The sequence below is a fragment of the Rhodanobacter sp. C05 genome (genome assembly GCF_002001165.1).
Lineage (GTDB): Bacteria > Pseudomonadota > Gammaproteobacteria > Xanthomonadales > Rhodanobacteraceae > Rhodanobacter.
Genome location: NZ_MUNQ01000005.1, coordinates 360,877 through 376,743 on the forward strand (window position 1 = coordinate 360,877; position 15,867 = coordinate 376,743).

At 62.7% G+C, this 15,867-nt stretch carries 10 protein-coding genes; 4 read left to right on the forward strand and 6 right to left on the reverse strand.

Features of this window, described 5'->3' with window-relative positions; genetic code table 11:
- Positions 1-119: 119 nt before the first annotated feature.
- Complete coding sequence (locus tag B0E51_RS01595) at positions 120-824, forward strand: transposase (protein ID WP_077443061.1); 705 nt, start codon at positions 120-122, stop codon at positions 822-824.
- 42 nt (positions 825-866) lie between these two features.
- On the opposite strand, the gene B0E51_RS01600 is transcribed toward B0E51_RS01595, so the two are convergent.
- The 5 genes from B0E51_RS01600 to B0E51_RS01620 form a co-directional block, all read right to left on the reverse strand.
- Positions 867-1,316 carry a hypothetical protein gene (locus tag B0E51_RS01600; RefSeq protein WP_143525754.1) on the reverse strand — a complete coding sequence of 150 codons (450 nt, stop codon included), beginning with the start codon at positions 1,314-1,316 and terminating at the stop codon, positions 867-869.
- A complete protein-coding gene (locus B0E51_RS01605; RefSeq protein WP_168172551.1) occupies positions 1,313-2,323 on the reverse strand; it encodes an RHS repeat-associated core domain-containing protein in 1,011 nt (336 codons plus the stop codon). Before B0E51_RS01605 ends, B0E51_RS01600 begins: the two co-directional genes overlap by 4 nt.
- Positions 2,320-7,125, reverse strand: coding sequence for a hypothetical protein (locus B0E51_RS01610; RefSeq protein ID WP_168172552.1), 4,806 nt, complete (start codon positions 7,123-7,125; stop codon positions 2,320-2,322). The genes B0E51_RS01605 and B0E51_RS01610 overlap by 4 nt, the downstream gene beginning before the upstream one ends.
- 279 nt (positions 7,126-7,404) lie before the next feature.
- On the reverse strand, positions 7,405-8,364 hold the full coding sequence (locus B0E51_RS01615; protein ID WP_077443065.1) for a pyridoxal-phosphate dependent enzyme: 960 nt from the start codon (positions 8,362-8,364) through the stop codon (positions 7,405-7,407).
- On the reverse strand, positions 8,361-9,371 hold the full coding sequence (locus B0E51_RS01620; RefSeq protein ID WP_077443066.1) for an aldose epimerase: 1,011 nt from the start codon (positions 9,369-9,371) through the stop codon (positions 8,361-8,363). The genes B0E51_RS01615 and B0E51_RS01620 overlap by 4 nt, the downstream gene beginning before the upstream one ends.
- A 69-nt stretch (positions 9,372-9,440) precedes the next feature.
- Between B0E51_RS01620 and pepN the strand changes: the two genes are divergently transcribed.
- On the forward strand, positions 9,441-12,095 hold the full coding sequence (gene pepN, locus B0E51_RS01625; protein WP_077443067.1) for an aminopeptidase N: 2,655 nt from the start codon (positions 9,441-9,443) through the stop codon (positions 12,093-12,095).
- 89 nt (positions 12,096-12,184) lie between these two features.
- Here pepN and B0E51_RS01630 read toward each other — a convergent pair whose 3' ends face one another.
- Positions 12,185-12,370 carry a hypothetical protein gene (locus B0E51_RS01630; protein ID WP_077443068.1) on the reverse strand — a complete coding sequence of 62 codons (186 nt, stop codon included), beginning with the start codon at positions 12,368-12,370 and terminating at the stop codon, positions 12,185-12,187.
- A gap of 606 nt (positions 12,371-12,976) precedes the next feature.
- On the opposite strand from B0E51_RS01630, the gene mnmG reads away from it, so the two are divergent.
- Together mnmG and B0E51_RS01640 are read left to right on the forward strand one after the other, a co-directional pair.
- Complete coding sequence (mnmG, locus tag B0E51_RS01635; protein WP_077443069.1) at positions 12,977-14,851, forward strand: tRNA uridine-5-carboxymethylaminomethyl(34) synthesis enzyme MnmG; 1,875 nt, start codon at positions 12,977-12,979, stop codon at positions 14,849-14,851.
- A 95-nt stretch (positions 14,852-14,946) separates the two neighbouring features.
- A complete protein-coding gene (locus B0E51_RS01640; protein ID WP_077443070.1) occupies positions 14,947-15,726 on the forward strand; it encodes an RDD family protein in 780 nt (259 codons plus the stop codon).
- Positions 15,727-15,867 lie beyond the last annotated feature (141 nt).

Consider the following 15,867-nt stretch of genomic DNA (forward strand, 5'->3'; position numbering starts at 1 on the left):
GCGGAAAAAGGGGACGCGGCCAATCAAGCCCATGCCCACCCGGCCCCAGCCTTCCCGCTGACAGATCCGGGCGAGTCATCCAACGCAGAGTGACGGCAAGCTCTCCACCGACAGCAACCATGCCACGACTGCCGCGTCTTGAACTGCCAGGCGTGCCACTGCACATCACCCAGCGTGGCATCAACAAGGGAGCGATCTTCCTCGATGCAGAGGATCGCCACCACTTCAGGTACCTGCTGCGCAGGGCCTTCCGTGACCATGACATCGCCCTGCATGCGTTCGTCCTGATGGACAACCACTTCCATCTTCTGCTCACTCCGGGTGCCGTCGGGACACTGTCACGCGCCATGGGCTGGGTTGGCCAGTCGTACGTGCAGGCCTTCAACCTCAGGCACATGCGCTGCGGTGCACTTTGGCAAGGACGGTTCAAGTCCTGCCTGGTGCAGAGCGAGCACTACCTGCTGACGGTCATGCGCTATATCGAACTCAACCCGGTGCGCGCCGCCATGGTCGACGCGCCGGAAGACTACCGCTGGTCGAGCGTGCACACGCACCTGGCCCGCGCACGCGATCCGCTCATCACACCCCACCCGCTCTACCTCGCGATGGGACACGACCAAGCCGAACGCGCCCACGCCTACAGACAATGGCTGGACGCAGGCATCGCGCCGGATGACCTGCAACACCTCCGCACTTATGCCAGCCAGGAGCGTGCGCTGGGCGATGAGCGCTTCCAGCGCATGGTGGAAACAACCTTGGGACGCCCTGCCACGTGCCGACCGCATGGGCGGCCAAGGCTGACCCGCGCGAGGGAGGAGGCTTAATTGGTCACGTCCCCTTTATTGGACCCGCGCGAGGGAAGAGTCTTAATTGGCCACGCCCCCTTTATTCCCTTTATTGTATTTTACCGCCGACACTTGCATCACAATCGGATAAATGTCGGTCGCAGTCGTGGCCTGCTGCAATTTCCCAACAACCGTCACACGTTGCTTTTCCGCAATCGGTGGCACCCCAAGTGGCAGATAAAGCTGCACCTCTGAGATTCCCCCCATCGCATCGAACAAATCAGAACCATGAACATCTATCTTGTGGTCTAGCACGAGTACGAAAATTTTGATCTTTTTATCTGTCTTGGGATCGCCAAAATTTGGTGGCCCATACGTCCATGTCATCCTTATCGTCCCGTGCAAAGTGACTACGCACGGCTGATAACAATATTCCAGATTACCGCTTGCCTTTGCATCGACTGCCAAAGCCCCGCCGGCACAATATGTCAGCGCAAGAAAAATCGTAATTAATAAAGTTCTTAGCATCATTGGGAGAACGGCCCCGGTCCAGAATTGTAGATTTCTACCGAGCCACCGCTTTTGAATCCTTCTTGAGCTTTTATGGCATCAATCGTTCCACTTAGCTGAGCAGGGGTCAGCGAGTTGATCGTCGTACTTGCAGGGGCCCCAGTGCGGGCATTGATGAACGCCGCATATTGTTTTGGATTATTGGAGTCTGAGCTCGGCGCGAAGCGTTGAATCGCTTCCTCTATAGTGTCATTCCCATAAACAGAGGTGAGTGTGTCCTGAAGTGCACGGTCACCCGCAGAAGCGGACGAAAAGATAGCGAACGGCTGCTTCGCAGTGACATTGTCATGTGCCCCAGTAGGTGAATAGTCCCATCCAAGTGCCAGCTTGCTGCTTGCCGATTTACTGCTTCCTTTGCGCAAATCACCCGGATTATTATCTCGCGAAGGGCGGCTTCCCGTTCTTTTCTCCACGGCTCCATCCGCGTACTGAATGTACGTAATGTGGCCCGAATTGGACGCTCGTACTGCCGTGACAGACGCGGCCGTGATCATCGTTGTTGTCGTTCCGGTACTAGCGCAATTTCCATTGTCGTCTTCAATGTGTGACCCCGTACACCGCCCATTCGGATCCATATTCACAACCGGATTGTTGTTGGCATAAGCATAGCGGCTGAAATTGAACGTGTTTCCAACGGCTGGCCCCACCGGATCGGTACTGATAAACCGCCCCACCACCGGATCGTAATACCGCGCCTGCATATACACCAACCCGGTATCCGGATCGTTCACATGCCCCGTATACCCTGGCCCGTTCGGCGGTGTACCCAGCGCCTGGCTCCCATACGGCGCATAGTCGTACGTCGCTGTGATGTTCCCACTGGCATCGGCCTCCGCCAGCGGCGTGCCCTGCGGGTCGGTGTACACATAGGTCACCGAGCCCGCATGGACCCCAGTGGCCATCAGCACCATCAGCCCGGCCATCACACCCAGCAGCCGATGGCGTGCCCTGCTCATGAACGGGCTCATGGGTTGCCTCCCAAGGTGACCGTGCAGGTGCTGGCGTTGCATCCAATCCCCGAGCCCGTGTCTGCACCCAGCACCCGCTTGAGCTTCGTCATCGTGGCACTCGTTTGGGCACCCCCACCGCCCACCGTGAATTGACCACTGATCTGCAGAGGCGCACTACATCCCGCGATACTGCAAGCCGTCAGCTGCTGAGCCGTGTAACTGCCTGAAGGAAAGTTGTAGCTGTTGGTGGCCACGACGTAGGTGTACGTGCCCAGATGGCCGTTCTTGCCGGTCGCCGTGAAGTTGTAACTGGTGGCCCACGCCATCGCATTCCAGGTCATCGACGTGACGCCATTGGTGGTACTCATGGCGAAGTTCGTCGGCGTGGCCGGTACCTGGGTCACCGACACCGGCGTGGAGGCTGTCCAGCCGCTGGTGCCGTAGGCATTGCTGGCGGCGACCTGATAGGTGTAGGTGCCGCCCGGCGCACTCGTCACGCTGTAGGAGGGCGTCGTGATGCCGCTGGCGAGCGTGGTCCAGGCGCCGCCGTTGAAGCTCTGCTGCACGGCATAGGTGGCGACTCCGGGCGAAGCTGTCCACGTGACCGTGAAGGGGGCGTACGTCAGCACGCCCGGTCCCGCCGGGTTGGCCGGCGGCGCCGGCCATACACCCAGCGTAGCCGAGCCCGTCCAGCCGCCACACGTACTGCTGCAGCCCTGCACCTGATAGACATAGCTGCCACCGGCCCGACCGCTCAGTGCGGCGCTGGTGCCGCTGCCGGCATACACCGTCACCCACGCACCGCCGTTGGCGCTCTCCTGCAGGACATACGACGTCGCCAGCGGCACCGCGCCCCAGCTCACGGTGTAGTTGCTGCTGCTGGGGTTGGCGCTGAAGCTCACCGCGCCCGGCGCTGCCAGTTGCAGGGAGGCGTTGCGGGCGATCAGCTTGCTACCCAGGTAGATGAAGTTGGTGGCCTGCGATGCACCCGGCGCGTACTGGTACATCAGCTGGCCGCCGTGGTCGTAGAAGTAGTAGGTCGGCGTGCCGCTGGCCGAGGTCTTCTGCACGCGCCGGCCATTCGCGTCGTAAAGGTAGCTGTCGTAGCCCGTCACCTGGCTCAGCTGGTCCTTCTGGTCGAACAGCAAGACCACGCCGTTGCGGTTGGTGAGGTTGCCGCGGGGGTCATAACCGAAGCTGCTGACCGAACCACCGCGCGTGATGCTCTGCAGCCGGTTGGTCGGATCGTAGGCGTAGACCGAGGTCACTCCCGCCGACAGGCGCGTGCGCAGGTTGTTGAGCGGGTCGTATTGATACGACTCGGTGCCCCACAGGGAAGGCGCCACGGCGCTGGTCAACCGGTTCAAGCCATCGTATTGGAAGGTCTTGTTGCGCTGGCCGTTGACCAGATCCTGCACGCTGACGATGTTGCTGTCGCTGTCGTAGAACAGGTCCTCGCTGAGGTTCAGCGTGCTGGCGTTGCCATAGGAAAAGTTGCTGGTCAGTTGGCGCGCATTCTGCTGGACCAGATAGCTCGTGCCGTTGCCGTAGGTAAAACCCTGTACCTGGCCATTCGGGTAATACGTGACGCCGGTGGCATAGCTGCCCACCTGGGTGGGACGATCCAGCGCATCGGGCGCGTAGCTGACCGTCTCGCCATTGGGATAGCTGATCACACTGAGGCTGCCATTGGCGTCGTGGGCATAGCCCAGCGCCAGCGCGCTCTGGCCGACCACATTGAGGGACTCGCCGGTCAGCATGTCGCGGTAGTTGTACAGACCATGCCAGACGGTATTGCCCGAGGTCGCCCACTGCAGGTTGCCCGCCGCGTCGTACTGGTACTGGGTGCTCTGGGTGCCCGCTGGCGGGGCGATCGCCTTCACCCGGTTCATCGGGTCGTAAGTGAACAGGGTCTGCACCGATGCAGCCACCTGACTCTGCCCGCAACCGGTTCCGGTGATGCTCAGCCCGGCGGCGCTCCATTGCAGATTGTTGGCGCCGTCGTAGGCCATCACCGAGTCGCCGCTTTCCGGTTCGGTGGTGCGGCACAGGCGATGATAGCTGTCGTAGACCAGGGTCTTGGTGACGCTGTCGCTTTCGGTGCCGTTGTAGATACCCGACTGGGTGATCGACAGGGGACTGCCGTAGTAGTCGCGGGTGATGGTCTGGGTGACGCCAGCTGGTGCCTGCACCAGGATCGGCTTGTCATAGGACGGCTCGTCGAACACCTGGCCACGGGTGGTGGTGACGTTGCCTTTGGGATCGGTCACCTGCATGCCGGCACCGGACAGGTAGGCGGTACTGGTGGTCAGCGTACCCAGTTCGGAATCCTGCTGGCTGGTGGTCAGTCGTTGCAAGGCATCGTAGGCCTTGTGCGTACCGACCGTGATCGCCGACAGGTCCGGCGTGCCACTGACCGGATAGGACGTGAACGTGGCCAGGCCGCGCGGGTCGTAACTGTTGGCCGTGCTGATGTCCGAACCTGCCGTGCCGGCGATCGATGTGTCGCTGAGCAGCGGCCGCAGCATCGCGTCGAAATAGGTCACATCGGTGCCATTGCCGGTGCTGACCGTGCGCCGCCAGTGGCCAGCGGGGATACCCCGTTCGGCTGTGGTGACATAGGTGAAGTTGTAGTTCTTCGTGTTCCACGCCACCTCGTCGCCCGTCGGGTAGCTGATGGTCTGCGGCCAGCCTACGGCGTTGTACGTGTAGGACGTGGTGTGGCCGTTCTGATCGGTGACAGATTGAATCTCGCCATAAACATCCACGACCGCGGACTGGCTGGTGCCGTCGGGATAATTGACCAACTGCGGAATGCCGCGGTAGTAATTGCCGAGGCTGGTGGTTTGGCTGTTGCCGTCTTCGAAGCTGGCCAGCTGGCCGGCAGCATTGTAGGTATAGGTCAGCGTCGTTTCGCCGAAGTGCGCACTCGAGTACAGCGTGGCGTTGCTGCCGGTGTAGACGTTCTGGGTTTCCGTTTCGCCGTTCTGCATGTTGACCACCTGCAAGGGCTGGCCGAGCACCCAGAGCGCCAGGTTGTCGTAGTAGGTGGTTTGTTCTTCAAGCGATACCTGACCGGGGATGTTGTTGTACTTGTTGACCTGGTATGGCCGCGCAAACACGTCGAAGGCCACGTTTTGATGCGTATAGGTATCGCCATCCTGTGTCGTGATTGTGGAGGTCACCGGACGGAGGCGGCCCACCATCGGATTTTTGTAGATCGGCTGCAACGACAAGCCCACGTTGTCGGGAAACGCCTGGTTGCCGATCTGGCTGTCGTCCAGGTAGGTATAGGTCACCGTGCGCATCATGGTACCGGAGGGTGAATCCACTTCCGTTTGCAGAAGACGCCCTTCGTTGTTGCCGTACTGCACGCCGAAGACGTTCTTGGTGATCTCGGTCGGCCCGGTGACGGTCACGGTTTTCGACACAGAACAATTACTGCATCCGGTCGGAATATAGGTCTCCTGCGGACTGCTGTATGGGGCTGACGCGGTGTAGTACGTCGCACTGCCGCTGGAAAAATTGTTCAGATAGTCATAGGTCCAGGTCTGTGCGCTCAGCCCTGCCCCACTGATCTGCTTCGAAATCAGCGCGAAGTCGTCGAAGTGGTCGACGACAGGCGGATACATGGTGTCGCCATCGCCGTACGTGCAGCTGTTTTGGGGGACATAGGTGCGCATATTGCGCTGGTAGTTGAACGTGAACGTGCCTTGCGCGCCGGAGGGTGCGCCGATCACGTAGACGAAACTGCCCGTCCGGGGCAACGGATCGACTTGACAGTGTTCTTGAGGCGGCGGGTCTTGCGGCGGCGTACGGACCGTGACCAGTGAGCCGGACGCTGCGGTGTACGTCCACTGCGAGCCATCCGGCAAGGTCACGTTTTGCAGCGTGCCGCTCGGGGTATAGCCGTAATGCCAAGTCCGCGTTCCTGCTGTCGCACTGCTGATGTTGTTTCCCGACCAGGTGATGTCGATTTCCCGGCCATCGTTGGCGGTGATGCTGGTCAGCTGAGACGAAGCGTTGTAGCTGTACTTGACCCAGTTGCCGAAGCGGTCCACCACCTGGGTCGCCAGCAGGAAGATCCGCGAGCGATTGGCCCCGACCGTTGTGCTGCTATTGCCGGCCGGATTAGGCACCTGGTAGGACGCGGCGGTCGTGGGGTTCACCAGCATCCAGTTCATGGTGTAGCGCACGCCGTCGGGCGAAACCACCACGAACGACTCGCCCGGATAGCCATTCGCCGTACTGGGGGCGCACATGGCTCGGTACAGGCTCTTGGTCACCCACGGATAACTGTTCCCGTCGGTCACCGCGGGAAGCTTGGTCTCGGTGTTCAGCAGCCACTCTTCGTCGTCGACTTCGCCCGGGATGTACAGCAGGTTGCCGTCCCAAATCTGGTATGTCGGCTCGACGGTTCCGTTCACCAGGGTGAAGGGCGACGTCTGCACACTGCAGCGCGAATAGGTACCCTGATTGAGATTGGTGGGCAGTTGAACTTCCCAGCCGTTCTCGGCGGCGAAGTGGCCGTCCATGTACGGCACTTGCAGATCCCACTCGCCAAACCCGCCCAGGCTGCCCACCTGCAAGCCGGCTTTCTGGACCAGAAAATGACGGCCGAGCCGAACCGGCAAGCGACTGTTGCCCGGCAAGTCGATGTCGGTGACGTCGAACTGCGTCCCGCCGCTGTACAGGCTGACCTGATCGCCGAACATCGTCGAGGTCAGCGGTGTTACCTCCTGCACCGCACGCAGATCACGGGTGTAGTCTTCGTAGACTTGGTCCGTGTCCTGGGCATGGACACCCCAAACCCACGCCATGACCGCCAAAAGGCAGATCCCTTGCCGAAGTGCACGCATCGAATTGTCCCCTTGGACCCGCGCGTTGCGCGCGGGTGTTTTTTCAGGATACGGGTAGCATCTCGGATCCTGTCAACAAGCAAAATCTTGCGGCATGGCAATCAGCACGGTCTTGTCGCGCAATGCCAGTGGCTCAGATGCGTGTAACTCATTGCGGTTCCACCTGGCAATGATGCTTCGCATGCTGCCGCATCTGCACCGCATCACCCTACGCGGGGCTGCACTTCGTCGTTGAATTCATCACCACGGCAGCGCCTGCAGATCGACGTTGCCACCGGTCAGCACCACGCCGACGCGGCGACCGGCGAAGCGCTCACGCCGCTTGAGGATCGCTGCCAGCACGGTGGCGCTGGATACTTCCACTACCTGTTTCAGCTCCGACCACAGCAGTTGCATCGCCGCAATGGTTTCCGCATCGCTGACGGTGATCACATCCACGTGATGGGCGCGCAAGGCATCGAGGTTGCGCTCGCCGACCAGCGCACGCAGGCCGTCGCACAGGGTGTCCGGCACCACCGTGGTGACGCGGGAACCATGCGCCAATGATTGCGCGGCATCGTCGGCACCTAATGGTTCGGCGCCGAACAGGCTTAGTGATGGATTGATCGCATGCGCGGCAATCGCCGCGCCGCTGGCCAGACCGCCACCGCCTACCGGCGTGATCAGCGCATCCAGGCCCGGTGCTTGTTGCAACAACTCCAGCACGACGGTGCCCTGCCCGGCCATCACCTGGGTATCAGCATACGGATGCACCAGTACGCCACCGGTGGCGCGCTGCACTTCGGCCGTCATCGCCTCGCGGGCCAACTGGGTCGGTGCGCAGCGATGCAGGATCGCGCCGGCGCGCTCGATCGCCTCGATCTTCGCGCGTACCGCACCTTCCGGCACCACCACATGCGCGGCGATGCCGCGAGTGGCCGCAGCCATCGCCAGCGCATTGCCGTGGTTGCCGGAAGAATGGGTAACCACGCCGTGCGCGGCCTGTGCGTCACTCAACGCCCATACCGCATTGCAGGCACCGCGGAACTTGAACGCGCCGCCACGCTGCAGGTTCTCGCACTTGAAATGCAGCTCGGCACCGCTCAGCGCATCCAGCGCATCGCTGCGCAACACCGGCGTAACCCGCGCATGCGGCGCAATTCGCGCGGCGGCATCGCGGATCTGTTCGAAACTTGGCAAGTTACCCAACGAATAACTCATGGCAACTGGAACTCCACACCACAACGGAAACTGCGCTCGGCACCGGGCAGCAGACGGATCGCCTCGGCACATTCGGGCCGGTTGAATGCATCGGCCATGCATTCCATCGGCTCCAGCGCGATCGCGCGGCGCGCATCGCGGCTCACCGTATCGGCGGTGAACGCGTGCATCACGCCGCGCTCCTGCCACACCGCGATAGCCAGCCCGCTGGCTGGATCACGCAGATGGGTACGGATGCGGCCATCGGTATCGGCTTCCAGGTCGGTATAGCCCTGATCGAGGATGCTGTCGCCGAGAAGTCGCGGCTCGCGGTAATCCAGCGCGGGCGCATCGTCCAGCGCCACATACGCCGCCATGCCGGCCAGCGCGATCAGATCGGCATCGGTACGGATCATCGTCTGTGCTGGGATCTGCAGTTGCCAGTCGGCCATCGTGCCATGGACCAGTCGGAAGTACGGATGCCAGCCAAAGAAGCAAGGTGCCACGCTGTTGCCGACATTGCGCATGCGTGCCTCCAGCGTGAGGCCACTTGCATCCAGCGTGAAGGTCACCGCCAGATCGATCGCGTGCGGATAGCCCGGCTGTGGCCTGATCACGGCCGTAGCCAGAGTCACCCGCGCGGCATGTTCATCCGCCTCCAGTACCGTGATGTCGAACTCCGCATCGCGCACAAAGCCATGCCGGCTGGCACGCCCGGCGCCGACGATGCCGGGCTGCAGATCCTGCGGTTGGCCATCGAAGCTGTAGCGCGCATCGGCAATCCGTCCAGCGAACGGCACCATGATCGCGAAGAGCGAACCGGGCCGGCTGACCACTTCGGCCGCGTCGCGATAGCCGTCGGCAAGATCGTGCATGCCGCCATCCAGCGCCACCTCGAAGCTGAGCAGGGCCGCGCCATGCCGCGCGATGCGCAGGCGGCGGCTCCCGCCGGGATTCGTCAGTACCACGATCTCCTGCTCACCCAGGTGGGCACGCTCGGCGGCATATCGCGTGGCGTCTGTGGGCATCACGGGGGTTCTCCTGCCGTTAAAGCGCTCCATGTTAGCCTGATCGGCCCCACACCCACTGTTGTCCGCATGCACGCACTGTCCGAGCAAGCCCTCACCCCGATCCGTCTCAGCGATTACCGCGCACCCGCCTGGCGGGTCGAGACGGTCGAGCTGGATTTCGATCTCGGCATCGACACCAGCGAGCTGTTCGCACGCCTGCTGCTGCGCCGTGACCCCGCGCAGACCGAGCCTCTGCGGCTGGACGGCGAGAACCTGCAGCTGCTGTCGATCGCCCTGGATGGCGAGCAGTTGCCCGCCACGGCGTATCGCTACGTCGATAACGTGCTGGAGGTCGATGGCGCCCGCGACGGTAGCGTGCTGGAAACCCGCGTGCGATTGCGCCCGGCTGCGAACACCGCGCTGGAAGGTCTGTACCTGTCCGGCTCGCGCGAAGCCGGCTTCCTGCTGACCCAGTGCGAGGCCGAAGGCTTCCGCCACATCACCTTCTTCCCCGATCGCCCCGACGTGCAGTCGCGCTATACCGTCACCCTGCGTGCCGACCGCGCACGTTTCCCGGTGCTGCTGGCCGGCGGCAATCCCGACGGTGCCGGTGAGCTGGAGGGTGGCCGGCATTGGGCGCGCTTTGTCGACCCGCATCCGAAGCCCAGTTATCTGTTCGCACTGGTTGCCGGCCGGCTCGAAAAGATCGAACGCGACTATGTCACCGCCGATGGCCGTGCCGTGCAGCTGAAGATATGGGCCGAGGCCGAGGCGATCGACCGCTGCCATTACGCGATGGACGCGCTGGAACGCTCGATGCGCTGGGACGAGCAGGCCTTCGGTCGCAACTACGATCTCGACGTATTCCACGTGGTCGCCACTCACGACTTCAACATGGGCGCGATGGAGAACAAAGGCCTCAACATCTTCAACGCGAAGTGCCTGCTGGCCGATCCGGATTCGACCACCGACGACGAATACCGGCATGTCGAGGCCGTGGTCGCGCACGAGTATTTCCACAACTGGAGCGGCAACCGCGTCACCTGCCGCGACTGGTTCCAGCTGTCGCTGAAGGAAGGGCTCACGGTGTTTCGCGAGCAGAGCTTCTCGGCCGACATGAACTCCGCGCCGCTGAAGCGCATCGAGGACGTCGCCCTGCTGCGCCGCGCACAATTCCCGGAGGACGCCGGTCCGCTGGCGCATCCGGTACGCCCGGCGCAGTACAGCGAGATCAACAACTTCTACACCGCCACGGTGTATGAGAAAGGCTCCGAGCTGGTGCGCATGCTGGCTGGTGCGCTGGGCAAGGATGGTTTTCGCCGCGGCATGGACCGTTACTTCGAACGCAATGACGGCAGTGCTGCCACGCTGGAAGATTTTCTCGATGCGCTGGGCGACGCCAACGGGATCGACCTCACTCCCTATCTGGCCTGGTATGCCCAGACCGGCACGCCGCATCTGAAGGCGCATGGCCACTATGACGCTGCCAGGCACGAATTCACGCTCACGTTGACCCAGCACACGTCCGTCACGGGCGTCGATCATGAACCCAGGGCGCCGCTGCCGATCCCGGTCAAGCTGGCCCTGTTTACGCATCACGGCGACATGCTGCCGTTGCGGCTGGACGGCCAGATGACCGGCAACGAAAACGAATGCATCGTCGTACTGACACAGGTCAAGCAGAGCTTTGTCTTCAACAACGTCATCACCGCACCGGTGCCCTCCCTGCTGCGCGGATTCTCCGCACCGGTGATCCTGGAATACGACTACACGCCGGAGGAGCTGGCACTCCTGCTGCGCCATGACGTCGACGGCTTCAATCGCTGGGAGGCTGGCCAGCAACTCGCCATACGAGCCTACGAAAATCTGCGTGACGGCAATAACGATGGCGCCCTGCAAGCCTGGTGCGAAGCACTCGCACGGCTGTTCCACGACAACGCCATCGACGACGCACTGCTGGCCGATCTGCTGACCCCGCCAGGCGAGGTCGAACTGGCCGAGCGCGAGATGGCGATCGACCCGCAGCGCATTCACGCACTACGCCAGAACCTGCAACAACGGCTCGCCGAAGAGACTGGCGCGGAAGCCTTGCGCGAGCGCTATCAGGCACTCGCCGCGCATACCAGCATCAGGCTCGATGCACTCAGCCAAGCCCGGCGCCGACTCAAGCGCCGTGTCCTGGAACTGCTGGCCCTGCTGGACAGCGCCCATGCCAGCGCACTGGCAGTGGCGCAATATCGTGACGCGCCCGGCATGACCGACCGGCTCGCCGCGCTCACCGTACTGGTGCGTGGCCATGCGGTGCAGGCGGAATCAGCGCTGTCGGACTATCGCGCACACTACGCCGACAACGCCCTGGCGCTGGACAAGTGGTTTGCGGTGCAAGCGCAGCTGCCCGGTGATGCGGCACTGGAGCGTGTGCTGCTGCTGGAACGCGACTCCGCATTCACTCTGAAAAACCCGAACCGGGTACAGGCGCTGCTGGGTGCCTTCGTGCGTGGCAATCCCAGCGGCTTCCACCGTGTCGATGGCGCCGGTTACCGCCTGCTCGCCGAACGGCTGGTCACCCTCGATGCACTGAATCCTCAGGTCGCGGCGCGACTGGCCACGGCATTCAACGGCTGGCAGCGACTGGAACCGCAACGGCGCGAAGCGGCTCGTGCAGCGATTGCCGGATTGGCTGGGCGTGATGACCTTTCGCGCAACCTGGCAGAAATCATCGGTAACGTACTCAATCATTGAGCCGCGACCGGGCAGGCTGGTCGTACTCTGCCCTGGGTTGTCTTCCCGGTGTGCGTGGCTAGCTCACTGCACACCGTTGCCGCGATGATTCAGACGGCCAGATGATCCAGTGCCTCGAGCAGGCTGTGCATGCGTGACTCCAGACCCGGCTGCAGCGCACCGCGCTCGTTTTCCTCACGATTGCTCAGGCCGTCCATCGCCATCTCGACCTGACCAATCTCGATCAGCAGATCGTGATGCGGATAAACCGGTTCGAAGTTGAAGTTCATGTCCATGGTGGATCTCCTTCGCGTTGGTTCGTGTTGGTGATCTGGAGAATGCATCGCCCGTGCCAATGTGTGATGTAGATCACAGTCGGCGAATGCTCTGCATCACGCGACTGACGCGGCACGTCAGCAGCTGCCGTGGCCCGACACAAAATCCCTTTTCAGTCACCCCTTGTTCACGCGTATTCGGTAAATATCGACCAACGTTCCGCGACAGCGCGAGCTGTCTGCGCCAGCAAGATTCCGGTTTCTGGCGCTCGGCAATACGGTCATCCTGGATTCCCCCTGTTCCTGAGACCGCCGGGCGCCAGATCTATCAGCACAAGGCCCCGCGGCCACCAGCCGCGGGGCCTTGTCTTTTGGGCCTCACAAAATCTTTCGGCCGCACAAAAGACGACGGCACCCCGAAGGGTGCCGTCTTGCTTCCTTTCCCGGTACGCGATCGAACCCCTGTCCGTTCGATCTCGGCGCGCGTAGTCGCGCAGCGTCTGCCCGTGAAAGTGCTGGTTTTCTTAAAGCAGGAAACATGCCAGCAACTGGTACCAGACCGCAAAGTGTTGATGGCGTTACCATACCGACCTGTTTTGTCACTTATTGCACGACCAGGGCAACCCCATGCGTCATCCGACCCACTACGACGTCATCGTGATCGGCGGCGGCCACGCCGGCACCGAGGCTGCGCTGGCATCCGCACGTACCGGCGCGCGCACCCTGCTGCTCAGCCACAACATCGAGACGATCGGTCAGATGAGCTGCAACCCGGCCATCGGCGGTATCGGCAAGGGGCACCTGGTCAAGGAAATCGACGCGCTCGGCGGTGCGATGGCGCAAGCCGCCGACCGCGCCGGTATCCAGTGGCGCACGCTCAACGCGTCGAAAGGGCCGGCCGTGCGCGCCACCCGCTGCCAGGCTGATCGCGCGCTCTACAAGGCCGCCATCCGCCATATCGTCGAAACCCAGCCGAACCTGCAGCTGTTCCAGCAGGCGGTGGACGACCTGATCATCGAGCACGGCCGCGTGACCGGCGTGGTGACCCAGATGGGCCTGTCGTTCGGCGCGAACGCGGTGGTACTCACTGCCGGCACTTTCCTAGCCGGCAAGATCCATATCGGTCCGGCGCAGTACGCGGGTGGCCGTGCCGGCGATCCACCAGCCAGCACGCTTGCGCAGAAACTGCGCGAACTGCCGGTGGCCGCCGACCGACTGAAGACCGGCACGCCGCCGCGCATCGACCTGCGCAGCATCGACTTCAGCGAGCTCGAGGAGCAACGCGGCGACGATCCGGCACCGGTGTTCTCCTATCTCGGTACGCGCGACGAACATCCGCGTCAGATCAGTTGCTGGATCACCCACACCACCGAGCGCACGCATGAGTTGATCCGCGGCGCGCTGGACCGCTCGCCGCTGTACACCGGCCAGATCGAAGGCGTCGGTCCGCGCTACTGCCCCTCGATCGAGGACAAGGTGGTGCGTTTCGCCGAAAAGTCCTCGCACCAGATCTTCATCGAACCGGAAGGATTGGACACCTTCGAGGTCTACCCGAACGGCATCTCCACTTCGCTGCCATACGATGTGCAGCTGGCGCTGGTGCACTCGATCAAGGGGTTTGAGCACGCCCACATCACACGTCCGGGCTACGCGATCGAATACGACTACTTCGACCCGCGCGGGCTCAATCCGTGGCTGGAGACGAAGGCGATTCCCGGTCTGTACTTCGCCGGCCAGATCAACGGCACCACCGGCTATGAGGAAGCCGGCGCGCAAGGCCTGATCGCCGGTCTGAACGCGGCACTCGCCGTCAAGGGGAAGGCGCCGTGGTATCCACGCCGTGACGAGGCATACATGGGCGTGCTGATCGATGATCTCACCAGCAACGGCACCATCGAGCCCTACCGCATGTTCACCTCGCGCGCCGAATACCGGCTGCACCTGCGCGAGGACAACGCCGACCTGCGCCTTACCGAAACTGGCCATGCACTGGGCGTGGTGCCGCAGGTACGCTTCGATGCGCTGCGGGCGAAGCGCGAAGCAGTCGAGCGCGAGACTCAACGCCTCGGTGCACTGTGGGCCGCGCCGAACAATGCACTCGGTGCGGCGATCGAACGCCAGCTCGGCATCGCCGTAAGCCGCGAGACCAATGCGCTGGATCTGCTGCGCCGACCGGAACTGGACTACGCAAAACTTGCCAGCGTCGCCGAACTCGGCCCCGCCGTGGAGCGCGACGATGTCGCCGCCCAGGTCGAGGTGCAGACCAAGTATTCCGGTTATCTGGAACGTCAGCGCGAAGAAGTCGAGCGCCAGCGCCGGCATGAGCATACGGCGATTCCCGTCAGCTTCGACTACGACAAGGTGCGCGGCCTCTCCGCCGAAGTGCTGCTTAAGCTCAAGCGTTCGCAGCCCGCGACGGTCGGCCAGGCTGCCCGTGTCAGCGGCGTCACGCCCGCCGCGATCTCCCTGCTGCTGGTGCACCTGAAGCGCCACGCCGCCTGAATCCTTCTCCGCATACCGCAGTGACGAGTGGCATGCAGCATCTATCGGCACTCATGGCATCATGCCCACTTTGACCAGCATGGGGAGTGTGCACGATGGAAATCTGGATCGGTCGGGACGGCGAACGGCACGGCCCGTACAAGGAAACGGATGTACGCCAATGGTTGCGTAGCGGCCAGGTCAGCCGCGACGATCTGGCCTGGTATGAAGGCCTCGCCGACTGGCAGCCGCTGTCCGTGCTGTTTCCTGATGAAGTGCGCAGCACGCCACCGCCAGCCAACAATCCTTATTCAGCGCCCACTGCGCCGCTGCAAGCGCTGCCGCAGACCACGGCCGCGGCACTCGAGGACTATGCCGGTTTCTGGAAGCGCGTGGCCGCCTATATCCTCGATGCGATCATCCTGTATTTCCCGCAGCTGCTGATCCAGAAGGCGTTCGGCATGGACGCGGCGAAACAGGCATTGCAGCAGGCGGTCATCAACGGCGCCGGCGATCCGCACGCCATGCTGGCTGCGCAGCAGCAGTTCTACGCCAGCATGTGGCCGGCGATGCTCGTGGGCCTCGTGATGGGCTGGCTGTATTTCGCCATTTGCGAAAGCTCGGCGTGGCAGGCCAGCATCGGTAAGCTCGCGCTGGGTATCCGGGTCACCGACCTGGACGGCAATCGCATCGGCTTTGGCCGTGCGCTGGGGCGTTATGCGGCCAAGTTCCTCAGTGGCCTGATGCTCTGCATCGGCTTCCTGATGGTCGCCTGGACCCAGCGCAAGCAGGGTCTGCATGACATGATCGGCAGCACCCTGGTACTGAACGGCCGTGCCAGCGAGTTCAAGCCCGCACAGCCCTCGGCAGGTGGCGGAAGCTCGTTCAACGCCTGATCCCTGTTCAGCACCCGCGGCGTCGCGACGGTGGTCGCGGCGCCGTTTTCATGTCCGCGCTCGATGCCGGCACACATGGGGCCGCTTGCTATGATCGGCGGCTTGATCCATTCAATCGGCACCATGCGCCGCCGCAAGGAA